24 protein-coding genes and 1 tRNA gene are annotated in these 21,256 nt (G+C 68.6%); 8 read left to right on the top strand and 17 right to left on the bottom strand.

All coding sequences use genetic code 11. The features are described 5' to 3' along the window. Positions 1–145: 145 nt before the first annotated feature. From ACWV17_RS03105 to ACWV17_RS03075, 7 genes are all read right to left on the bottom strand, one after another. Positions 146–964 carry an RNA polymerase sigma factor SigF gene (locus ACWV17_RS03105; RefSeq protein ID WP_455353082.1) on the bottom strand — a complete coding sequence of 273 codons (819 nt, stop codon included), beginning with the start codon at positions 962–964 and terminating at the stop codon, positions 146–148. A 175-nt stretch (positions 965–1,139) separates the two neighbouring features. Continuing rightward, positions 1,140–1,433 carry a Dabb family protein gene (locus ACWV17_RS03100; protein ID WP_455353083.1) on the bottom strand — a complete coding sequence of 98 codons (294 nt, stop codon included), beginning with the start codon at positions 1,431–1,433 and terminating at the stop codon, positions 1,140–1,142. Between the two features lie 53 nt (positions 1,434–1,486). Further along, on the bottom strand, positions 1,487–1,651 hold the full coding sequence (locus tag ACWV17_RS03095) for a hypothetical protein (RefSeq protein ID WP_455353084.1): 165 nt from the start codon (positions 1,649–1,651) through the stop codon (positions 1,487–1,489). Between the two features lie 116 nt (positions 1,652–1,767). Beyond that, positions 1,768–1,854, bottom strand: a tRNA-Ser gene (locus ACWV17_RS03090). Between the two features lie 57 nt (positions 1,855–1,911). Continuing rightward, positions 1,912–2,340, bottom strand: coding sequence for a tRNA adenosine(34) deaminase TadA (gene tadA / locus ACWV17_RS03085; RefSeq protein ID WP_455358548.1), 429 nt, complete (start codon positions 2,338–2,340; stop codon positions 1,912–1,914). 41 nt (positions 2,341–2,381) lie between these two features. After that, positions 2,382–2,930 carry a tRNA adenosine deaminase-associated protein gene (locus tag ACWV17_RS03080; protein WP_455353164.1) on the bottom strand — a complete coding sequence of 183 codons (549 nt, stop codon included), beginning with the start codon at positions 2,928–2,930 and terminating at the stop codon, positions 2,382–2,384. A gap of 186 nt (positions 2,931–3,116) precedes the next feature. After that, positions 3,117–3,299 (bottom strand): hypothetical protein, encoded by a 183-nt coding sequence (locus ACWV17_RS03075; protein WP_455353085.1) that lies wholly within the window; start codon positions 3,297–3,299, stop codon positions 3,117–3,119. A 107-nt stretch (positions 3,300–3,406) separates the two neighbouring features. Between ACWV17_RS03075 and upp the strand changes: the two genes are divergently transcribed. Further along, positions 3,407–4,042: a uracil phosphoribosyltransferase gene (upp, locus tag ACWV17_RS03070; RefSeq protein WP_455353086.1), complete on the top strand. Its 636-nt coding sequence runs from the start codon at positions 3,407–3,409 to the stop codon at positions 4,040–4,042. Between the two features lie 52 nt (positions 4,043–4,094). Here the strand turns inward: upp and ACWV17_RS03065 are convergent, their stop codons facing one another. Together ACWV17_RS03065 and ACWV17_RS03060 are read right to left on the bottom strand one after the other, a co-directional pair. Further along, complete coding sequence (locus ACWV17_RS03065) at positions 4,095–4,718, bottom strand: LytR C-terminal domain-containing protein (RefSeq protein ID WP_455358371.1); 624 nt, start codon at positions 4,716–4,718, stop codon at positions 4,095–4,097. A gap of 160 nt (positions 4,719–4,878) precedes the next feature. Continuing rightward, on the bottom strand, positions 4,879–5,175 hold the full coding sequence (locus tag ACWV17_RS03060) for a type II toxin-antitoxin system VapB family antitoxin (protein WP_096626547.1): 297 nt from the start codon (positions 5,173–5,175) through the stop codon (positions 4,879–4,881). 88 nt (positions 5,176–5,263) lie between these two features. On the opposite strand from ACWV17_RS03060, the gene ACWV17_RS03055 reads away from it, so the two are divergent. Next, positions 5,264–6,889 (top strand): helicase HerA-like domain-containing protein, encoded by a 1,626-nt coding sequence (locus ACWV17_RS03055; protein WP_455358370.1) that lies wholly within the window; start codon positions 5,264–5,266, stop codon positions 6,887–6,889. A 239-nt stretch (positions 6,890–7,128) separates the two neighbouring features. Here ACWV17_RS03055 and opcA read toward each other — a convergent pair whose 3' ends face one another. After that, a complete protein-coding gene (gene opcA / locus ACWV17_RS03050) occupies positions 7,129–8,055 on the bottom strand; it encodes a glucose-6-phosphate dehydrogenase assembly protein OpcA (protein WP_455353089.1) in 927 nt (308 codons plus the stop codon). Between the two features lie 71 nt (positions 8,056–8,126). Then, on the bottom strand, positions 8,127–8,717 hold the full coding sequence (locus tag ACWV17_RS03045) for an HhH-GPD-type base excision DNA repair protein (RefSeq protein WP_455358369.1): 591 nt from the start codon (positions 8,715–8,717) through the stop codon (positions 8,127–8,129). Between the two features lie 107 nt (positions 8,718–8,824). Between ACWV17_RS03045 and ACWV17_RS03040 the strand changes: the two genes are divergently transcribed. Then, positions 8,825–11,050 (top strand): terpene synthase family protein, encoded by a 2,226-nt coding sequence (locus ACWV17_RS03040; protein ID WP_455358368.1) that lies wholly within the window; start codon positions 8,825–8,827, stop codon positions 11,048–11,050. A gap of 121 nt (positions 11,051–11,171) precedes the next feature. Here the strand turns inward: ACWV17_RS03040 and ACWV17_RS03035 are convergent, their stop codons facing one another. After that, on the bottom strand, positions 11,172–11,915 hold the full coding sequence (locus tag ACWV17_RS03035) for a CAP domain-containing protein (protein ID WP_455358367.1): 744 nt from the start codon (positions 11,913–11,915) through the stop codon (positions 11,172–11,174). Between the two features lie 454 nt (positions 11,916–12,369). Between ACWV17_RS03035 and ACWV17_RS03030 the strand changes: the two genes are divergently transcribed. The 4 genes from ACWV17_RS03030 to ACWV17_RS03015 all read left to right on the top strand — a co-directional run bounded on the left by ACWV17_RS03030 (position 12,370) and on the right by ACWV17_RS03015 (position 15,824). Next, a complete protein-coding gene (locus tag ACWV17_RS03030; protein ID WP_455353093.1) occupies positions 12,370–12,798 on the top strand; it encodes a hypothetical protein in 429 nt (142 codons plus the stop codon). Beyond that, on the top strand, positions 12,792–13,025 hold the full coding sequence (locus tag ACWV17_RS03025; RefSeq protein ID WP_455353094.1) for a helix-turn-helix transcriptional regulator: 234 nt from the start codon (positions 12,792–12,794) through the stop codon (positions 13,023–13,025). The genes ACWV17_RS03030 and ACWV17_RS03025 overlap by 7 nt, the downstream gene beginning before the upstream one ends. Then, the gene (locus tag ACWV17_RS03020; RefSeq protein WP_455358366.1) at positions 13,022–14,008 is read left to right on the top strand and encodes an NAD(P)-dependent alcohol dehydrogenase; all 987 of its coding nucleotides are present in this window, start codon (positions 13,022–13,024) and stop codon (positions 14,006–14,008) included. The genes ACWV17_RS03025 and ACWV17_RS03020 overlap by 4 nt, the downstream gene beginning before the upstream one ends. Before the next feature lie 370 nt (positions 14,009–14,378). After that, complete coding sequence (locus tag ACWV17_RS03015; protein ID WP_455358365.1) at positions 14,379–15,824, top strand: DUF6777 domain-containing protein; 1,446 nt, start codon at positions 14,379–14,381, stop codon at positions 15,822–15,824. 283 nt (positions 15,825–16,107) lie between these two features. Here ACWV17_RS03015 and ACWV17_RS03010 read toward each other — a convergent pair whose 3' ends face one another. The 4 genes from ACWV17_RS03010 to ACWV17_RS02995 all read right to left on the bottom strand — a co-directional run bounded on the left by ACWV17_RS03010 (position 16,108) and on the right by ACWV17_RS02995 (position 19,559). Further along, positions 16,108–16,530, bottom strand: coding sequence for a PIN domain-containing protein (locus tag ACWV17_RS03010; protein ID WP_455358364.1), 423 nt, complete (start codon positions 16,528–16,530; stop codon positions 16,108–16,110). Continuing rightward, positions 16,527–16,688, bottom strand: a complete 162-nt coding sequence (locus tag ACWV17_RS03005; RefSeq protein WP_455358363.1) for a hypothetical protein — start codon at positions 16,686–16,688, stop codon at positions 16,527–16,529. The genes ACWV17_RS03010 and ACWV17_RS03005 overlap by 4 nt, the downstream gene beginning before the upstream one ends. Positions 16,689–16,696: 8 nt before the next feature. Further along, positions 16,697–17,590 carry a phosphorothioated DNA-binding restriction endonuclease gene (locus ACWV17_RS03000; protein ID WP_455358362.1) on the bottom strand — a complete coding sequence of 298 codons (894 nt, stop codon included), beginning with the start codon at positions 17,588–17,590 and terminating at the stop codon, positions 16,697–16,699. 799 nt (positions 17,591–18,389) lie between these two features. After that, positions 18,390–19,559 carry a hypothetical protein gene (locus ACWV17_RS02995; RefSeq protein ID WP_455358361.1) on the bottom strand — a complete coding sequence of 390 codons (1,170 nt, stop codon included), beginning with the start codon at positions 19,557–19,559 and terminating at the stop codon, positions 18,390–18,392. Here ACWV17_RS02995 and ACWV17_RS02990 point away from each other — a divergent pair. Continuing rightward, complete coding sequence (locus tag ACWV17_RS02990) at positions 19,558–20,019, top strand: transposase (protein WP_455358547.1); 462 nt, start codon at positions 19,558–19,560, stop codon at positions 20,017–20,019. The genes ACWV17_RS02995 and ACWV17_RS02990 overlap by 2 nt on opposite strands. Before the next feature lie 71 nt (positions 20,020–20,090). Here the strand turns inward: ACWV17_RS02990 and ACWV17_RS02985 are convergent, their stop codons facing one another. Beyond that, positions 20,091–20,786, bottom strand: a complete 696-nt coding sequence (locus tag ACWV17_RS02985; RefSeq protein ID WP_455358360.1) for a hypothetical protein — start codon at positions 20,784–20,786, stop codon at positions 20,091–20,093. Positions 20,787–21,256 lie beyond the last annotated feature (470 nt).

The following is a 21,256-nucleotide window of genomic DNA, read 5'->3' as shown; positions in this document are numbered from 1 at the left end:
GGCGGAGCTGCGGCAAACGCGGTTCCAGCAGAATGTCACATGTCGGCAACACGCTGTAGCGCCAAGTCGACATATCTGCGCAGGAACGAGGGGGTCTGGAAGTTTCCTGTCGGGAACAGTGGGACGCGCGGTTCACTCGTTCCGGTTACGCCTCGATCCTGTTTGCGGATCTGAGCCGCGCGAAGCTTCTGGCGAGCAACCGCGACACGTGCATCTGGGAAACTCCGAGTTCGGCGCTGATCTGCGACTGCGTCAGATTGCTGTAGTAGCGCAGCAGCAGAATCCGCTGCTCCCGCTCGGGCAGTTGCACCAGCAGATGCCGTACGAGGTCCCGGTGCTCCACCCCGGCCAGCGCCGGATCCTCGTACCCCAGCCGGTCCAGCAGCCCCGGCAGCCCGTCGCCCTCCTGCGCCGCCTCCAGGGAGGTGGCGTGGTAGGAGCGGCCGGCCTCGATGCAGGCGAGGACCTCGTCCTCGCTGATCCGCAGCCGCTCGGCGATCTCGGCGGTGGTGGGGGTGCGGCCGTGAGCGGTCGTCAGGTCCTCGGTGGCGCCGTTCACCTGGACCCAGAGCTCGTGCAGGCGGCGGGGTACGTGCACGGTGCGGACGTTGTCCCGGAAGTACCGCTTGATCTCGCCGACGACGGTGGGCATCGCGAACGTCGGGAACTGCACCCCGCGGTCCGGGTCGAACCGGTCGATCGCGTTGATCAGGCCGATGGTGCCGACCTGGACGACGTCCTCCATGGGCTCGTTGCGGCTGCGGAAGCGGCCGGCGGCGTACCGCACCAGCGGAAGGTTGGCCTCGATCAGCGCTCCGCGCACGCGGGTGTGCTCCGGGGTGCCCGGCTCCAGGTCCTTCAGTTCGCCGAAGAGGACCTGCGTCAGTGCCCGGGTGTCAGCGCCCCTGCTCCGGGCCGGAGCCTCTTCCTGGGGCGGCGCCTGAGGTGCAGTACTGGCCGGCACGGTCACGCCACCCCTTCACACGAGTCGGTCAAACTCCGTCAACTCATCCGTCAAAAGCGGTCATAGCATCACAAGACATGTGCACTGTGTGCAAGCACCGCATAACGCCGTGTTGTGCGGATGAGCAGCACAAAGCCCCCCACCCGACGGGTGAGGGGCAGGGGGCGACGGCGGCTCAGAACTCGTAGTCGGCGATCACCCAGGTGGCGAACTCGCGCCACTGTCCGGCGGCGGCCTGGTGGGCGGGGTGCTCGAGGTAACGCTTCAGCGCGTCCGCGTCCCGCACGGCGGAGTTGATCGCGAAGTCGTACGCGATCGGCCGGTCGGTGATGTTCCAGGCGCACTCCCAGAACTCCAGTTCGGGGACGACGCCGTCGAGCTCCTCGAAGGCCCGGACACCGGCGACGACACGGGGCTCGTCGCGCGTGACGCCCTCGTTGAGCTTGAAGAGGACCAGATGGCGGATCAAGGGGGGACTCCTTATGACCGTACGGACTCAGCGCGCCAGCGCCGCACTCCAGCTCAGCGCACCAGCTCGGTCATGAACTCTCCGACACCCTGCGCGGCGCTCGATATGCCCTCGAACCCTATCTCGACGAAGTCGGCGGCCTCTTTGGGGGAGGTGATGATCGTGTACAGCACGAAGCACACGACGGCGTACAACGCGAACTTCTTCGTCTGCACCATCCGTACGGCCTCCCCTGACCGGTCGCCCCTTGCGAAGTCGCGTGAGTCTAACCGGTCCTGGCAAGAAGGCCCGAGCCCCCTCCATGAGGGGGCTCGGGCCTTCCTGACCTTCACAGCGGTAGCGGTGGGATTTGAACCCACGGAGGAGTTGCCCCCTCACACGCTTTCGAGGCGTGCTCCTTAGGCCGCTCGGACACGCTACCGAGAGAGAGCTTAGCCCACGCGGGGCCGTGCTCCGAAATCCGTATCGCCCCCCGTCCTCAGAGGTCCCGGAAGAACGCGCTGAGCTGTGCGGAGCATTCCGTCTCCAGCACCCCGCGGACCACCTCGGGGCGGTGGTTGAGGCGGCGGTCGCGCACCACGTCCCACAGGGAGCCGGCCGCGCCCGCCTTCTCGTCCGCCGCGCCGTAGACCACCCGGTCCACCCGGGACTGCACGAGCGCGCCCGCGCACATCGTGCACGGCTCCAGGGTGACCACCAGGGTGCACCCGGTCAGCCGCCACTCACCGACGGCAGCGGCGGCCCGGCGGATCGCCAGTACCTCCGCGTGCGCCGTCGGGTCGCCCGTCACCTCGCGTTCGTTGTGGCCCGCTGCGAGCAGCGCGCCGTCCGGGCCCAGCACGACGGCGCCGACCGGCACATCGCCGGCCTCCGCCGCGCGCGCCGCCTCGTCCAGCGCCAGGCGCATGGACGCCTGCCACGGATCGCGTACGGGGTCGGGCCAGGTCACTATCGGACGGTCTCCAGGACCTCGGCGGCGCCCAGCGCTTCGGCGATGTCGCTCAGCGCCTCCGTACCGAGGGACAGCAGCTCCTTCTCGGACATTCCGAGGTCGGTGAGGATCTGGCGGTCGCCGATGGGGCCGGAGGGGACGGCCTCGCCCGCCGTGACGGACTCCTCGTCCGACTCGTCGTCCCCGCCGTCCGGTTCGCCGTCCTCCGTGCCGTCGAGGTCGACGAGCTCTTCGAGGGCGTCCAGGTCCTCGCCGGCTCCGGGCTCCCGCCCGAGCAGTTCGTCGGTGAGCAGGATCTCCCCGTACGAGCTGCGGGCAGCGGCGGCCGCGTCCGAGAGGTAGATACGAGGGTCCTCCTCGCCGTCCACCCGGACGATGCCGAACCATGCGTCTTCCTGTTCGATGAAGACGAGCACTGTGTCCTCGTCGGCCGTGGCCTCACGGGCCAGGTCGGTCAGATCGGACAGCGTCTCGACGTCGTCGAGCTCTGTGTCGCTCGCTTCCCACCCGTCTTCGGTGCGCGCGAGCAGTGCGGCGAAGTACACCGTGACTCTCCCACTGGTCATAGGCGTGCCGGTTGGGGGTCCCCCCGGCCGGAGGTGGGAGAGGTACCGGCAGCCGTTCCGCTGCTCCGTGCCCCGCCCAATCGGAATCGTGGCAGAAACGACGGCTTAGCGAGAGGTCTTCGCGCGTGCGTCGTGGACAGTCCTGCGAGATTCGCCGGGACCGGCTCACCACCGGAAGGTGCGCATCCGCATCTGCTGGCGCATCCGGGCCGCCCTCGCCCGCCTCGGCTGCACACGGTCGCGCAGTTCCTTGGCCTCGTTCAGCTCCCGCAGGAACCGGGCCCGGCGCGCGCGCCGCTCCGCGTCCGTCTCCTGCAGGTCCGCCTGCTCCTGCTCCCGCTCCGGCATCGGTCACACCACCCCAAGCCTGGGTTCGTACGACCCCAGCTTCCCCCGAACAGCGGGTTTGATGCCAGAGCGGGGCGCCATCGAGCAGCCCGGTTACTGTGGTGCCCATGCGGATCCATGTCGTCGACCACCCGCTGGTGGCGCACAAACTCACCACGCTGCGCGACAAGCGCACCGACTCCCCGACCTTCCGGCGCCTCGCCGACGAGCTGGTCACCCTGCTCGCGTACGAGGCCACCCGGGACGTGCGCACCGAGCAGGTCGACATCGAGACCCCGGTCACGGGAACGACCGGGGTGAAGCTCTCGCACCCGCGGCCGCTCGTCGTGCCGATCCTGCGCGCGGGCCTGGGCATGCTCGACGGCATGGTGCGGCTGCTGCCGACCGCCGAGGTGGGCTTCCTGGGCATGATCCGCAACGAGGAGACCCTGGAGGCCTCCACGTACGCGACGCGCATGCCGGAGGACCTCTCGGGCCGTCAGGTGTACGTACTGGACCCGATGCTGGCCACCGGCGGGACGCTGGTTGCCGCGATCCGGGAGCTGATCAAGCGGGGCGCGGACGACGTCACGGCCGTGGTGCTGCTGGCGGCGCCGGAGGGCGTCGAGCTCATGGAGCGCGAGCTGGCGGGCACGCCGGTGACCGTGGTGACCGCGTCGGTGGACCAGCGGCTCAACGAGCACGGCTACATCGTGCCGGGCCTGGGTGACGCCGGAGACCGGATGTACGGGACCGCGGTCTAGGCCCTGATCTGCCGGCAGGCCCAAGACCTCAGGCAGAGGCCGCGCCGGATTCTCAGCACTTCGGGGAGGGCGCCGGAGCGGGGTTGGCCAGTGCGGCCAGCGCCCGGTCGGCGTCCTCCTTCTTGCTGAGCGTCTTGAACGCGGTGCCCAGGATCAGGTCGACGTCCTCGGTCTCCCGCGCGTCGATCTTCTGCTCCGCCCCTGCCAGCTGCGTGCCGAGTACGGAGAAGGCGCCCTGGGTGGCCTTCGGGGGGCCGAGCAGTATCCCGGGCCCGGGGACCTTCTTGTCGTACAGCTCGGGCGCGTTGCCGACCTGGCCGACGGCGAAGCCGCGCTTCTTCAGCTCCTCGGCCGCCGCCTTGGCCAGACCACTGCGCGGCGTCGCGTTGTAGACGTTGACCTTGATCTGGGCCGGCCGGGGCAGCGCCCGCGCGGGCAGCGGCTTCGGAGCGGCCTTGGACGGCTTGCAGGCGGCCTTGGCAACGGCCGCCGACCTCGTGCCGTCGCCCGAGAACACGTCGATGAGCTGCGCCGTTCCCCAGCCGATCAGGCCGACCGCGAGGACCGATCCGGTCAGCGCGAGGGCGAGCCGGCGCCGGGGGCGACGCATCCGCGGGTACGTGTCGCCCGTGATGCGGTACTTTCCGCCCATGCCGGGGGGAGTGAGCATGCTCATGGGCGCAGCGTAATGCGGCCCGCTGGCGATGCCTACTAAATGATCAATGAATGAATGCCGGAATCGGCCAGAAGGCTCAACCCACGGGCGTGCCGGACGGCCCGGCTGGCCCGGCAGAGCCCCGGATGGCCGAACCTCGGACGGCTGAGACCCGAATGGCTCAGCCCAGGTCGAGCACGCGGGCGTGCAGCACCTGGCGCTGCTGCAGCGCCGCTCGCACGGCGCGGTGCAGGCCGTCCTCGAGGTAGAGGTCGCCCTGCCACTTCACGACGTGGGCGAAGAGGTCGCCGTAGAAGGTCGAGTCCTCGGCGAGCAGCGTCTCGAGGTCCAGCTGGCCCTTGGTCGTCACCAACTGGTCGAGCCGGACCGGGCGCGGCGCGACGTCTGCCCACTGCCGGGTGCTTTCCCGGCCGTGGTCGGGGTACGGCCGCCCGTTTCCGATGCGCTTGAAGATCACACTGAAAGCCTACCGGTCAAGCGCCTCCGGGCGCAGCCATGGCGGCGCGGTGCAAAAGTGGCAAACAGTGCCGATATGGGAGTGACACATGAGTGGAACCACGCCCTCCGCCGACTCCGCGGCCGAGATCGCGGCGGGTTACGCCTTCGGCGGACCCGCGCTCGACCTGGGCGCGCTGCTCTGGGACGGGACCTGCCTGCCCGAGCACCAGATCCGTGTCCCGCTGGCCATGCTCAACCGCCACGGCCTGGTCGCGGGCGCCACCGGCACCGGAAAGACCAAGACGCTCCAGCTGATCGCGGAGCAGCTCTCGGCGCACGGCGTGCCGGTCTTCCTCGCCGACATCAAGGGCGATGTGTCCGGAATCTCCGCTCCGGGCGAGGCCGGCGAACGGATCCGGGAACGCGCCGCGGAAGTCGCCCAGGAGTGGGACGGGACCGGATATCCGTGCGAGTTCTATTCGCTCGGCGGCATCGGCCCCGGCATTCCGCTGCGCGCGACCGTCACCAGCTTCGGCCCGGTCCTGATGTCGAAGGTGCTGGAGCTCAACCAGACGCAGGAGCAGTCGCTCGGGCTGATCTTCCACTACGCCGACTCCAAGGGCCTGGAACTGATCGACCTCAAGGACCTGCGGGCCGTCGTCGCCTTTCTCGTCTCGGACGTCGGCAAGGCCGAGCTCAAGGGGATCGGCGGGCTCTCCACGGTCACCGCGGGGGTGATCCTGCGGGCGCTCACCGCGTTCGAGCAGCAGGGCGCCGGGCCCTTCTTCGGTGAGCCCGAGTTCGATACGAGCGAGTTCCTGCGGACCGCCCCGGACGGGCGCGGCCTGGTCTCCGTACTGGAGCTGCCGGCCGTCCAGGACAAGCCGCAGCTCTTCTCCACCTTCCTGATGTGGCTGCTCGCGGACCTCTTCGACGAGCTGCCCGAGGTCGGTGACCTGGACCGGCCGAAGCTGGTCTTCTTCTTCGACGAGGCGCATCTGCTGTTCACCGGCGCGTCCAAGGCGTTTCTGCGGTCCCTGACCCAGACCGTGCGGCTGATCCGCTCCAAGGGCGTCGGGATCTTCCTCGTCACCCAGACCCCGAAGGACGTGCCCGGCGAGGTGCTGGCCCAGCTGGGCAACCGGGTGCAGCACGCGCTGCGGGCCTTCACCCCGGACGACGCCAAGGCGCTGAAGGCGACCGTGAAGACCTTCCCGAACTCGGAGTACGACCTGGAGGAGCTGCTGACCGGGCTCGGCACGGGCGAGGCGGTTGTCACCGTGCTGAGCGAGCGAGGTGCCCCGACCCCGGTCGCGGCGACCCGGCTGCGTGCTCCGCAGTCGCTGATGGGACCGGTCGACGCGGCGGCGCTGGACCGGGCGGTCAAGGGATCGCCGCTCTACTCGCGGTATGCGGAGGCCGTCGACCGCGCATCGGCGTACGAGAAGCTCACCGCCGAGCAGCAGGCGGCCGAGGCGGAGGCGGTGCGGGCCGCCGAGGAGGCGGAACAGGCCAGGCGGGACAAGGAGCCGGCGAAGGCGGGCGGGGAGGGCACGCAGGAGCGCGGCCGGGCAGGCAAGACGGGCAGGGCGGCGCAGGAGCAGGACGCCTCGCTCGCCGAGCAGGTCATGGGCAGCGGGGTGTTCACGTCGCTCGCCCGGTCGATCGGGACCCAGCTGGGCCGCGAGATCTCCCGGTCGCTCTTCGGAACGGCCCGCCGCCGCCGGCGCTGAACCGGCCCACGGCCGCAGGGCCTCTCGTTTGGATCAGGCCGGATCAGGGAGCGGGTTCTGGTGCCGTGCATCGCAAGGCGGAGGATGGGGGCACCTCCCGGCCGAAGGCTGGGGGAGAGCCATGGCGGAGCCCTGGCGACTGACGACAACGCTGGGGGTACCTCCCGTGCCCGAAGGGCTACGGGGGAGAGGTGCGGTGCCAGAGCCCGCGAGCCCGGCAAGATCCAAACGACAGGCCCTTAAGCCGACAGCTCCGCGGGACGGGTGCGCAGCGCCGACGCGTACACCTCGTCCGCGTCCAGCCGGCGCAGCTCCTCGGCGATCAGCTCGGCGCTGGTACGGATCTTGAGGGCGACCCGGCGGTCGGGCCTCCCGGGCACGGCGAGGGTGGCCAGCGCCCCGAACGGCCGGTCGACGCGGATCTCCCCGTCCTCCGTCACCATCCGTACGCAGGTGATGACCGGGCCGTCGGTGACGACCCGCTCGACCGGTACGTCGAGCCGGTCGGCCAGCCATCGCGCGAGCAGCTCGGCGCTCGGATTCGCCTCCTCGCTCTCCACGGCCGCCCCGGTCACCCGCGCGGTTCGCTGGTCGAGGGCGGCGGCCAGCAGCGAGCGCCACGGCGTGAGCCGGGTCCAGGCCAGGTCGGTGTCGCCGGGCGCGTATGAGGCGGCGCGGGCCCGTAGCTGGGCGAGCGGGTCCTCGACCGCGTACGCGTCGGTGATCCGGCGCTGCGCGAGCGCGCCCAGGTCGTCCGAGGCCACGTCCTCCGGCGCGTCCACCGGCCACCAGGCGACGACGGGCGCGTCGGGCAGCAGGAGCGGGAGGACCACCGGGCCCGCCTGGTGGGTGAGTTCGCCGTGCAGCCGCAGCAGCACCACCTCGCCGGTGCCCGCGTCCGCGCCGACGCGCAGTTCGGCGTCGAGGCGGGTCTCGCGGCGGCGCTGGTGCGTGCGGCCGGGGCGCCTGATCACGGCGAGGATGCGGCAGGGATGCTCGTGGGAGGCCTCGGAGGCGGCCTTGACCGCGTCGTACGCGTTCTCCTCGTCGGTGACCACGAGCAGGGTGAGCACCATGCCCATGGTCGGGCTGCCAATGGCTCTGCGGGCCGCCAGCAGCGCGGAGTTGACCTTGCTGGAGGTGGTGTCGGTGAGTTCTGTCTTCATGGTCTGCGACCTGCCCACGCACGGCCCCCCGTAAGACATTTACCGGTCGGCGCCACCCTGGGGTGTGTCCCCTACGTGCCACCCTTGGCGGCCTTGGCGGCCCGCTTCGCCTCCTGCTTGTAGGCCCGGACCTTGGCCAGCGACTCGGGGCCGGTGATGTCGGCGGCCGAGCGGTACGAGCCCTGCTCGCCGTACGGACCGGCCGCTTCGCGCCAGCCGGGTGGCTGTACGCCGAACTGCTTGCCCAGCAGCGCCAGGAAGATTTGTGCCTTCTGCTGCCCGAAGCCGGGCAGTGCCTTCAGCCGGTCCAGCAGCTCCCTGCCGTCGGCGACGCCCTCCCACACGGTCCGCGCGTCGCCGTCGTAGTGCTCGACGAGGTACTGGCAGAGCTGCTGCACCCGCTTGGCCATGGAGCCCGGGTAGCGGTGCACGGCGGGCTTCTCCGACAGCAGCGCGGCGAACGCCTCCGGGTCCTCGGCGGCGATCCGGTGGGCGTCGAGATCGTCGGCTCCCATGCGTCGGGCGATGGTGTACGGACCGGAAAACGCCCACTCCATGGGGACCTGCTGGTCCAGCAGCATGCCGACCAGCGCGGCCAGCGGGCTGCGGCCGAGCAGCGCGTCGGCGTCGGGCTCCTGGGCGAGCCGAATCGTGATGTCCATGTCTCGATGATCCCGTTTATATGACTGTTTTGCGCGGCGGGTAGCCGCAGGTGGCGGGGGGTAGTGCTGGGCCGACCGGGTGGTGGTTAATCAGGAGGGGCGACCCCGTGACACAGCCTTTTGAATTGCCGGACTTCTACATGCCGCATCCGGCGCGGCTCAATCCCCACCTGGAGGAGGCGCGGCAGCACACCAGGCAATGGGCCCGCGAGATGGGGATGCTCGAAGGGTCGGGCATCTGGGAGGAGCACGACCTCGAATCCCATGACTACGCGCTGCTGTGCTCCTACACCCACCCGGACTGCGGCGGTCCCGAGCTGTCCCTGGTGACCGACTGGTATGTGTGGGTCTTCTTCTTCGACGACCACTTCCTGGAGATCTTCAAGCGCACCCAGGACCGGGAGGGCGGGAAGGCGTACCTGGACCGGCTGCCCGCCTTCATGCCGATGGATCTCGCCGCCGGGTTTCCCGAGCCGGCCAATCCGGTCGAGGCGGGCCTGGCCGACCTGTGGGCCCGTACGGTCCCCAGCATGTCCCTGGACTGGCGGAAGAGGTTCGCGGAGAGCACCAGGAATCTGCTCAACGAATCCCTCTGGGAACTGTCCAACATCAACGCGGGCCGGATCGCGAACCCGGTCGAGTACATCGAGATGCGCCGCAAGGTCGGCGGCGCGCCCTGGTCGGCCGGGCTGATCGAGTTCGCGGCGGGCGCCGAGGTACCGGCGGTGATCGCGGAGTCCCGGCCGCTGCGGGTTCTGCGGGACACGTTCGCCGACGGAGTCCACCTGCGCAACGACCTGTTCTCGTACCAGCGGGAGGTCGAGGACGAGGGCGAGCTCAGCAACGGCGTGCTCGTGCTGGAGACCTTCCTGGGCTGTACGACGCAGGAGGCGGCGGACGCGGTCAACGATCTGCTGACCTCGCGCCTCCAGCAGTTCGAGAGCACGGTCTTCACCGAGCTCGGACCGCTCTTCGCCGAGAAGGGCCTGGACCCGCAGAGCGCGGCGGCGACGCTCGCGTATGTGAAGGGGCTCCAGGACTGGCAGTCCGGCGGCCACGAATGGCACATGCGCTCCAGCCGCTACATGAACGGCGGCGGCGCCGGCCCGGCCGGCGGGACCTCGTTCTCCATGGTGCCGGTGGGGCTGGGCACCTCCGCCGCCGACATCGCCACCAGCATCGGGGTGGGCGCCCCGGCCCGGCTGCGCAGCTACACCCATGTCCCCTTCCAGAAGGTCGGCCCGTCCCGGCTGCCCGACTTCGACATGCCGTTCACCACCACGCTGAGCCCGTTCCTGGAGACGGCACGCGCGAACCTGGTCGAGTGGGCCCACCGGGTGGGGATCCTGGACGACGTGTGGGACGAGCGGAAGCTCATCGCGTACGACCTTCCGCTCTGCTCGGCCGGTATCCACCCGGACGCGACCGCCGAGCAGCTGGATCTGACCTCGGGCTGGCTGGCCTGGGGCACGTACGGGGACGACTACTTCCCCGTCGTGTACGGGCACCCCCGGAACCTGGCGGGAGCGAAGGCGTGCAACGAACGGTTCTCGGAGTTCATGCCGCTCGACTGCGTCCCCACCGCCGAGCCGGTGACCGGTCTGGAGCGGGGCCTGGCCGACCTGTGGGCACGGACGGCCGGTCCGATGGACCTGGACGGCCGCCGTATGTTCCGTGCCGCCGTCGAGAAGATGACCGAGAGCTGGCTGTGGGAGCTCGCCAACCAGGCGCAGAACCGCATCCCGGATCCCGTCGACTACATCGAGATGCGCCGGCTGACCTTCGGCTCCGACCTCACGATGAGCCTGTCGCGGCTGGGCCACGGCCGACGCGTGCCTCCCGAGGTCTACGCGAGCGGGCCGATGCAGTCCCTGGAGAACGCGGCCGCCGACTACGCCTGCCTGCTGAACGACGTCTTCTCGTACCAGAAGGAGATCGAGTTCGAGGGCGAGGTCCACAACTGCGTCCTGGTCGTGCAGAACTTCTTCAACTGTGACTACCCGACCGCCCTCTCCATCGTCGACGACCTGATGAAGTCCAGGATGCGGCAGTTCCAGCATGTCGCGGCCAACGAACTGCCGGTGCTGTACGACGACTTCGGACTGGACCAGGAGGCCCGCCGGGTCCTGGACGGCTATGTGGAGGAGCTTCAGAACTGGATGGCCGGCATCTTGATCTGGCATGCGGGCTGCCACCGCTACAAGGAGGAGGACCTGCTGCGCAACAACCGCGGGCACCGGCTGCTCCCCGCGCCGCTCACCGGCCCCGGCATGTCGGCGGCACGGATCGTGCTGGGCACGGCGGCCCTGACCACGCCTGCCCGTACGCCGTGACGGGCCGGCGGGCGGAGCGAACCGGTCCGTCCGGCGATGGCGACGGCGCGAAGGCCCTTACCGTGATCGGCATTTTCCGGGGGCCTTCGCGCCGACGGCAGGATGTGCGGTCCGAACTCGTTTACCGGGCCGTTCCGAAGCTCTGCGTCCAGTAATTGCCGGGCTGCGCGAGGCCGACGCCGATCTCCTTGAACGCGCAGTTGAGGATGTTGCGCTTGTGACCGGGGCTGGACATCCAGCCCGCCATCACGCTCTCGGGTGTGGAGTAGCCGTAGGCGACGTTCTCGCCGTAGGTGCTCCAGCTGTAACCGGCCCGCGTGATCCGGTCGCCCGGAGATGACCCGTCGGAACCGGTGTGGGACATGTTCCGGTGTGCGGCCATGTCCTTGCTGTGGTTCTGAGCGGCCTGGGTCAGCTTCGCGTTGACGGTCAGGGGTGCGCACCCGGCCTTGCTGCGCTCGCTGTTGACGAGTTGCACGACGCGCGCGGTGCCCGACGCGGGCGCGGTGGTCTTCGGAGCGCTCGGGGTGCTGTGGGCGGTAGTGGGCGCGGTGGTGGGAGCGGTGGTGGGGGCCGCGCTGGGGGCGGTGGTCGGAGCCGCGCTGGGGGCGGTCGAAGCGGTGGGAGGCGCGGTGGGTGCCTGCGATGCTCGCGCGGCCGGCTTCGGGCCCCAGTCGGCCTGGCCCCACCGGTGATCCGGGCGCTCATTCTCCCAGTTGCCGTAGCCCTGGCCGTACGCCCGACTGCGCTGGTCTTCCTGCGGATCCAGGCAGGCCATGGCGACGGAGGGCACGCCCACGGCGCCCAGGGCAAGTGCAGCGATGGTTATCTGCCGGTAGTGCGTCTTCCTGCGATGCTTCCTCATGCGTGACCTCACTCGGGACGGGCCGTCATTCTCAGGACCGGTGGGCGCGAAGGGCAACGGAGGCTTAGTACTACCTCGCTTCGTAGTACCCCACGGCTCTTGAAATGGGCACACGAGCGTGCTGGTCCCGCTGTGGAACTCGGTGGGAATTCTGTGACCCCGTCAGAAGCCCTTGTTCACTCCATGAATGGGCGAAATCGCCGAGCGGCCGAATGCCGTCAAACCCTGTGCGAAATATGTCTGCGTCAAGACGGACAAATCTCATATGTCGCCAGGACGTCCACTACTACTCGGGAGCCTTGATGGCGAAGCCGGGGTGATGGATATCACGGAGGTGTGTCACGTTGAGTGAGTATATCGGTACTCTAAGTGTATGAATGTCTGAAATACTTGACGTCATGTACACATCGCCTTACCTTCCTCATGTCAAGTTTCTTTAACAGGGGGAGTGCGAGTGACGTTCGAAGAGAAACGCGCCTGGATCATGGCGATGGTCGCGATCGGCGCCTATGCGACCTACCTCGCCCTCGTTCTCGGGCGAGCGGGGGACATCCCTCTCACTGAGGTGTCGTACGTGTCGACGCTTCTGTGGACCATCGGTGCCGCGGTCGCGGTGTCGATCGCGCTCCACATCGTGGTCGCGGCCGCATCGCCAGAGGACGCCAACAAGAAAGACCAGCGTGACCGGGAGATCACTCGGTTCGGCGAATACGCCGGCCAGTCATTCGTCGTCGTAGGCGGACTGGCGGTACTCGGCATGGCCATGGCCGAGGTGCATCACTTCTGGATCGCCAACACGATCTGCCTGGCGTTCTTCCTGTCGGCAGTCCTCGGGTCCGTCGCGAAGATCGTCGCCTACCGGTGGGGCTTTCAGCCGTGGTGAAGCCGACCAGCGTCACGAACACGATCCGATCCCTCCGATTCGCGCACGGAGAGATGACGCAGGCGGAGCTGGCGGATCGCATCGGCGTGACCCGCCAGACCGTCATCGCCATCGAGAAGGGCCGCTACTCGCCCTCGCTCGAGTTGGCGTTTCAGATCGCCCGGGTGTTCCGAGTCCCGCTCGACCAGGTCTTCCAGTACCCGGACAGTGAAGGAGAAGCCTCATGAAGGCGATCGTGCAGGACAGGTACGGCTCCTCCGACGTGCTGGAACTCAAGGACGTCGACAAGCCGACGGCAGGAGAGGGGGAGCTGCTGGTACGGGTGCACGCAGGCGCTGTCGATGCGGGAGTCTGGCACCTGATGACGGGCCTGCCGTATCTCCTGCGCCTCATGGGCTTCGGGCTCCGCGCACCCAAGGTTCGCGTGCGGGGCAGAGAGGTGGCGGGTCGCGTCGAGGCTGTCGGCGCAGGCGTGACCCGGTTCCAGCCGGGCGACGAGGTGTTCGGCTTCTGCGAGGGCTCCTTCGCCGAGTACGTGAGCGCCCCGGAGGACAGGTTCGTGTCCAAGCCCGCGAACCTCACCCACGAGCAGGCGGCGGCCGTTCCCATATCCGGCGTCACCGCACTCCAGGCTCTTCGTGACACGGGACGGGTGCAGCCGGGACAGAAGGTCCTGATCATCGGCGCGGCGGGAGGGGTGGGAACGTTCGCGGTGCAACTGGCCAAGGCGTTCGGAGCCCACGTCACCGGCGTGTGCAGCACGACGAAGACCGACCTGGTCCGGTCGATCGGCGCGGACGACGTCATCGACTACACGTGTGAGGACTTCGCGGACGGGGCGCGTCGCTACGACCTCATTCTGGACACCGCCGGCCACCGTCCTTTGTCGTACCTCCGGAGTGCCCTCACCCCGCGCGGGACCCTGGTCATCGTCGGAAGCGAAGGCGGAGGGCGGTGGCTCGGCGGCACGGATCGCGTACTCCGGGCGCTGCTGCTGTCACCTTGCGTGAGCCAGAAGCTGCGCGGCCTGTTCTCGGTGGAGCGCCAGGAGGATCTTCAGACTTTGCGGGACCTCGTCGAGGAGGGCGGCATCGCGCCGGTCATCGACAGAACGTACCCGCTGAGCGAGGTCCCCGAAGCCGTCCGGTATCTGCACGGGGGCCACGCACGCGGCAAGGTCGTCGTCGCCGTGTCAAGTCCCGAAAAGTAGCGGCATGACGCGATCCGAGGGACCGGGATTACTGGAGACGTGGGCCGGCAGAGCAGCCGGCCCATGATTCACACCTCCCGATGAGTGGCTCATAATAGCTATAGGGAGGCAAATGCGAATAAACACCATTTTCCCGATGCCCTAGCTTGAGGAGAGTGTCGTGAGTTCCATACCTCCTCCGTCCGAGCGCCCCACCGGCCCCCCGTCCGGTCCGCTTTCCGGCCGGCCGACAGACGAGCAGCCGCGGGGAACACCGGGGCCCCCGCCCCCACCAAGGCCTCCCGGTCCGCCTGTCGCCATCGGCGAACCGGATGAGCCACGCCGGCGCGGCGGAGGGCCGTCGTCCTGGTGGCGGGCGCGCCGCACTCTGTTGAGTGCCGGCACCGCGGTGATTCTGGTGATGGCGGTGATCTTCGCCTTCAACCTCACAGGCGGCAGCAGCAAGGGCGGCGGAGAGGTCTTCCTCCAGACCGCCTCGGCGGCCGGCCCTGATCCGTTCACCCCGTCGACGGCCAAGGAGTCGGAGGGTGTCGAAGCCGCGTCCGCGACCCGGGACAAGTCGGCGCCCGACACGAAGGACACGCGCACCCTCGCGGTCAATGGTTCGCACCCGGGTCTGTACGGGGGCACGCGGAACGTCGCCAGCTGCGACGTCGAGAAGCAGATCACGTTCCTCGGCAAGAACAAGGACAAGGGGAAGGTCTTCGCCGGCGCCCTGGGCATCGAGCAGGCCGAGACCCCTGAGTATCTGCGGTCGCTGACGCCGGTCCGGCTGAGCTGGGACACCCGGGTCACCAACCACGGGTTCAAGAACGGCGCGGGTACCAGCTACCAGGCAATCCTCCAGGCCGGTACGGCCGTCCTGGTCGACGACCGCGGTGTACCGCGCGTCCGCTGCGCCTGCGGCAACCCCCTGACCCCGCCCGTCGCTGTCGAGGGCCAGCAGAAGTACAGCGGCCCCAAGTGGTCGTCGTTCCAGCCCTCGAACCTCGTTGCGGTCACCCCGGCCGAAAAGCCGATGAAGACCGTCACGATGTTCGACCAGACCCACAAGCAGTGGGTCGAGCGCCCGAGCGGAGACGCGCAGGCCAAGCACGACCACCAGATCCCGCCGCCGAAGGGCCAGGACCCCGGATCGTCGTTCCCCGTCCTGCCCCCGCCTGAGGACCGCCCGCACACCGACAAGAAGGAGGGCGGCAACAAGGACGACAAGAAGGACGACCCGAACAAGCACAGGGACAAGGACGACCCGAACAAGCACAAGGACAAGGACGACCCGAACAAGCACAAGGACAAGGACGACCCGAACAAGCACAAGGACAAGGACGACCCCAACAAGCACAAGGACAAGAACAAGCCGCCTGCCAATCCGCCAGCGGACCCGCCTGCGGTCAAGCCGCCGGCTGACCCGCCCGCGGACCCTCCGGCCGACAACCCTGCGGACCCGCCTGCGGACAACCCGGCTGACCCGCCTGCGGACCCGCCCGCGGTCAAGCCGCCGGCTGACCCGCCTGCGGACCCTCCGGCCGACCCGCCTGCGGACCCGCCTGCGGACCCGCCTGCGGACAACCCCGCGGACCCGCCCGCCGACCCGCCTGCGGACCCGCCTGCGGTCAAGCCGCCGGCTGACCTGCCGGCCGACCCGCCTGCGGACCCTCCGGCCGATAACCCTGCGGACCCGCCTGCGGACAACCCTGCGGACCCGCCCGCCGACCCGCCTGCTGACGCACCTGCCGACCCGCCTGCTGACGCACCTGCCGACCCGCCCGCGGACCCGCCCGCCGACGCACCAGCGGATGACTCCGGTTCGGAGTGACTGGAGCCACGGAACGACGAAGGACCCGACCGCTCAGCGGCCGGGTCCTTCGTCTGCCGTACGCGGCCCGGCCGGTGCAGTTCCTCACTCGGGTCGGAGAGCAATCGGTCCGCCGCAGCGGCTTCGGAGCCGCGCCCGTCCACCGGGCGAGCACGGCTACGGCAGCCACCTCGACCGCGATAACGACGGCACCGGCTGCGACTGGGGCTGACCGCAAGGGGACAGGTGCCCTCGGACGGCGTGAGGCGGGCGGCGAACGCAACCTGAACTGCAACCAGCCGGCTTACTTACGGTCCTCCGGGCCGTACCACTGGAGTGGCTGGCCCGTCACAGCGGCGATGCACTCGAAGTCGTGGTCACGATGCAGGAGGGTAAGCCCCTGCAACTCCGCCGTCGCGGCGACAACGAGATCCACCGCGCCGGCGCCGCGGTGCCTCCCCCGCTTCGTGAGGGCCTCCTGAACGTGCCAGGCGCGGTCGTAGGCGCGGTCGTCGATGGGGACCCACCCGAAGAGCAGCCGCATGTCCTCGATGCCGCGCGCCCGGTCGGCGGCCGACCTGGCGCTGTAGAAGAATTCCAGCTCTGTGATGGGGCAAGTGGCGATGAGTCCTGCTGCTGCCGCCTGATCCCAGCCGTACTGTTCCGCGTCCCCGTGCATAAGGCGTGCGAGCGCGCTGGTATCGATCAGGAACTGCGCCGCGTTCACCGGCGGTAGTTCCTCTTGTCCTCGAACAGCTCCAGGTCGAAGGCGCCATCATCGGCAGCGGCGCGGAGGCGGGTGAGAGCCAGGGCGCGACGCCGCGCAGGGGCGACTGGGCGCTCGGCGAGGAGCCGACGGGCTTGGCGTGCCTCGGCAGAGATCACCTCGGCAGTCAGACGGCGGTGGCCGGGCGTGGGATGCCGTGGAAGACCTGGCTGGTGTGCCAGGAGCGGTGGGCCGCCGTGATGGGGCGGGCGCCCGGCTGAGGACCGATGAGCGGGCGGCCCGCGAGCGCTATGACGTGCTCGCGGGCGGCTGGGCTGTGGCCCACGAAGCGCTGCGAAACCAGGATGCGGTGGCCGTCACCGATACCGAGGACGCCCTTGTCGAAGAGCTTGTGGTGCAGCGAGCACAGGCATAGCCCGTTGTCGACGTCGTCCGGACCGCCGAACGCCCACCAGCGCACATGCGCGGCCTCCAGCCCGACCGCTACCGCGCCGATCCTGCCGTCGTAGCCGCAGAAGGCGCACTGGTATTCGTAAGCTGTCAGCACCAGCTCCCGCATCCGTCGATTCCGCTGCCGCCGTGCGACCGAGAACCGTTCGGTCTCCGCAGGCTCCAACTCCAGACCGATCGCGTCGCACAGCTCGCCGTGGAGCGAGGGCGGGAAGTTCAGGTCGAGCAGTACCCGTGCCATCCGGCCGAGCAGCGACGGCTCGCCCCGAAGCGCTGCCCGGAGTTGCGGCGCCAGCCGCCCCGCGGCCCCCGACGCCCGCAGCTCCCGCACCCCGCTGCCGGGGCTGCCCGGCCCGCGATCGGTGCGCACCTCCCACACCCCGTCGCTGACCAGATGATGGAACGGGTAGGCAGGGGACGTCTTGTTGGGCGGTCCGTACTCGGCCAGCAGCAGCTTGAGATCTTCCTCCACCGCGCTGTACGGCAGCGTGCCGTCGGCGTCCTGCTGAAACCTGCTGAGGGCGTACAGGAACAACAACGGCTTGTGCGGAGCGCGCGTCCCGTTCCTGCTCCACTGCCTCAGCTTCGCGGTGCGCTCGAGCCAGTCCATGACCGGCGATCGTAGCGGCGCCGGTCACTACGAACTCCGGAAAACTCCGGTCATTGCGGTGCGGTACTCGCCCGGCGCTCAAGCAGTTTCCTGGTGGCTGTGGGCGCCCGCGCCACGAGTGTGGCGACCCGTTCCGGATCGGTGCTCCACCAACGTCGCCAGCCGCTACTGGCGGGCTTGTTCCCCAACGTCACCAGCATGCAGCGCAGTTCGTCGGAGGTCGCGCCCTCCAGCAACTCGGCCAGCGGCGCATCCAGTCCCAGCGACGCGTCCAGCCCGTGAGCGCGCTCTCCCTCTCCTCCCCCCCAGCAGCTCCGCCACGGCGGCTTGCGGCGCGGGTGCCAGTACTGCAAGCACCTCGGTCACCTGCAGCTGGGGCAACGCGAGCCGGGGAAGTACCTGCGCCCCGGGGGCTGAAGACGATCGGCCAGTTCGCCGATCGATCGTAGCTCGGGAGGGGATACGGCGACCGTCCGCACCGCGAGGACCTGCTCCAGCGGAGGGCGTCGAGACCGCGAAGCCAGGCAGCCAGTGTTGATCTGCTTACTGACGGGGGCCACCTCGCGAGGGAAGAGAGCCGTTGCATCCGGACCGAGCCCGGTCCTCGCACAGGGTTCAAGAGTGGCGCACTGACGCGCCAAGACCCCGAATGCGCTGGTGTAGCCAGCATCTCCTACCCGGAGAGTCTCATGGCGAGCGAGGATCCCAACCCGCTCCGGGACCGGAGACGACAGGGGGCGTGCCGGGCGTACAAGACGCCCGGCACGCACGCATCCGGCGAGGAAGCCTGTCGCTGAGGTCAGAACTTGCCGTAGCGGCCGGTCAGGTCAGCCTCGGGGCAGGCGACCGAACCGATCAGGCAGCTGACATTGGCGTACTTCCGGGTGTAGACGTTGGTGACCTTGCCGCCGTCGTAGATGTAGATGTGGTGGTTCGGGAACAGCCGGTGCTTGCCGGAGCGGATGGCGTAGTTCCCGCTCGTGGTCAGGTTCATGGTGAAGGCACCGGACGCAGCACCCTTGACTCCGCCCAAGCCCTTACAGAACGGGTTGGTGGCGTGCACGACCATCCGCACGTCCACGTAGTTCTTGCCCGACCCCAGCTTCTTGGCGTAAGTGTCCTTGGCGCTGGCGGTCTTCTTGGTGACATACTTGCCGGTCTTCTTCACGTACACGGTGGTGGGGTTGATGTGTTTGTTGCCCACCACCTTCTTGGAATTCCACGTGACGGTCGCGTGCACGGCGAAGCGGTACTTGCTCGACTTCCAATTGAAGTCGGAGTGCCCGTCGCCGCCGAACTGGAAGTTCTTGCCGTAGTCACAGCCCGCCAAGGGAGCGTCGACCTTTTTCTGCGGGATGAAGCCGGTCCAGGTCAACGTGGACGTCTTGGCCACGGCCGCGGTGGCCGCCCGCTCGACCGCCTCCTCGCGCAGACCCGTCAGTGATCCGGAGGCGGGGACGGACACCTTCATGCCGTACAGCCGGGACTCCGGGTTGCCGTTCTTCGGCAGCAGTGGCACGACCTGGTAGTCGTAATCGGCGCCCGGCTTCACGTTGGTGTCGCGGAAGGACGTCACCCCCGCAGCCAGGGTGGCCACATCCTTGCCGCCCCGGGTGATCACGTAGCGGGCGTCCTTCGCATAGCCCTTCCACGACAGCTCCACGAAGCCCTTGCCGGCCGCCGCGGTGATCCCCTCGCGGGCCATCGAGCTGTCGACGACCGCCGTCGCTCCCGAAGCCGCCCGCCTGACGCTGAACCCATGCGTCTCCAGCGCCTTGCCCTCGACGCTGTTCGCGCTGACGCCAGACACGTCCTTCAGTCCGCTGGAGGACAGTGCGGATATGGAGAACGCCGAAGCGCCCGGCGGCGGGCCCTGGTCGGAGGAGGCAGACGCCTGGAACCCGGTCGCAACAAGTGTGAGTGGAGCCACAGACAGCGCCGTCACCTTCGCGTAGCGAGAAAGCTTCATAGTTGTTTTCCCTTTCATCCTTTTCAATGCCGTTGACGACCTGTGGGAGCGGACAACCCCGCTCCTCCCTGCCAGGCCTCTGCGGCGGCACCGCTTTCACGGCCGGAAGCCGGTGGACGACCGACTCGCCCTTCGGGGCATCGTCTACGTCCTGTGTAAAGGCGTGAGTTGGAGAGATGTGTCAGCGGAACGGATCGACTGCAGTGGAGCGACCTGCTGGCGTCGGCTGCGTGACTGGACCGATGCTGGGGTCTGGCCCCGTCTGACACCAGGCACTGCTGACCGAACTGCGAAGAGCCGGCCTGCTGGACGCCCGGGCGGCAAGCACCACCTCGTCGTCGCCAAGCACGGCCACCTACTCGCCGTCTCGCCGACCGGCGTAAACCGGTACGACATCACGCTCATCCCGCTGCTGGACGGGATGGCCTCCCTGAACTCGCCTACAGCATCATCTGCTTGAGGCGGTCCGCGCCTCATTTGAAACGATCAGTAAGTGTTGTGCCGTTCGCGCACTGGGGGATGTGGTGCGGGTCAGCGGTTGGCGAGCTTGGCGGAGTAGTAGCCGTTGTCCGAGCCCCAGGTGCTCTGGTTCTTGGTCACCGGCTTGCCGAAGGACTCCACCAGGCCGGTGGCCTTCCAGCTGATCTCGGCGGAGGCGGCGCCGTTGAGCTTGGTGGTGATCTTGCCCTGCGGGGCGATCTTGATGGCGCCGTTGACGTTGGTGACGTTGGCGGTGCCGGAGACGATCCGCGGGGAGCTCTTCTTGCTGGCCCGGGTGTAGGTCAGGCCGATGGTCTCGCTGGTGACGGGGATGCTGAAGATGGTCTCGGTCACCTTGAACGTGACCTTGGTGGTGCGGTTGTCGTCCGTTCCTGTCTGCGAGGTGACCTCGGTGACGAACTTGACGTCCGTGTTGTATGGGTCGACGACGCGCAGTGGCTTGCCGATGGTGCCCTTGACCTGGTCGATGAGGGCGAGGTAGATGCGCCGGTCCTGGAGGTAAGCGACGAACTGCGCCTTCTGCTTGGCGTTGAGCTTGTTGAACTTGGCGAGGGTCCGCTTGGCCTCGGGGATCTTCTGAGTCTTGAGATAAGCGGTGTAGCTGTTGACGGTGAGCTTGCCGGGAATCTTGTTTGGGGCAGGCGCGGCGGTGGCGGCGGGGGAGACAACTGCGAGTCCGGCGGCAGCGGCGATGCTGGCAGCGGTGAGGCGGAGGCTTGTGCGCATGGTCCATCTCCTTCTGTCAGGGGAGTGTCAACGACCCTAGGCAGGAGGAGGGTTGGGGCGTAATTGTCAACTGGGGCAGTGTCCTGAGGGGCAGTGTTCGAAAGGGTAGGGGGCTCTTCGTGTGGCAGACCGGCCGGTTGGGTTGGCGGTGATCCCTGCCGAACCGGAGCACGGGGCTCTGCTGGGAACAGCGGGGGTCAAGAAGGACCAGAACATGAGTGGACGGTCCGATGCTGGAGACGCCACCTGGACGCACACGTTGGTGCTGGGCTGGGCGGGGTCATACCGCAGCGGATGATGACGGTCTGGTCACCCCAGACGGCTACGCCGTCGAGGCCGGTGTTCTGCCGGTCGTGGTCGATGATTTTCTGGAATCAGCTGTACTGGACGGTGTGTCGGCGTACACGTGAACGTCCCCACCCGCGTACGGATGAACGTCCCCAGTTCTTGATGCCTTGAAGGGACACCTT

The sequence above is a fragment of the Streptomyces mabaensis genome (assembly GCF_053763515.1).
The sequence above is the reverse complement of the archived record's forward strand: the minus strand, read 5'-3'. Positions and strand labels throughout refer to the sequence as shown.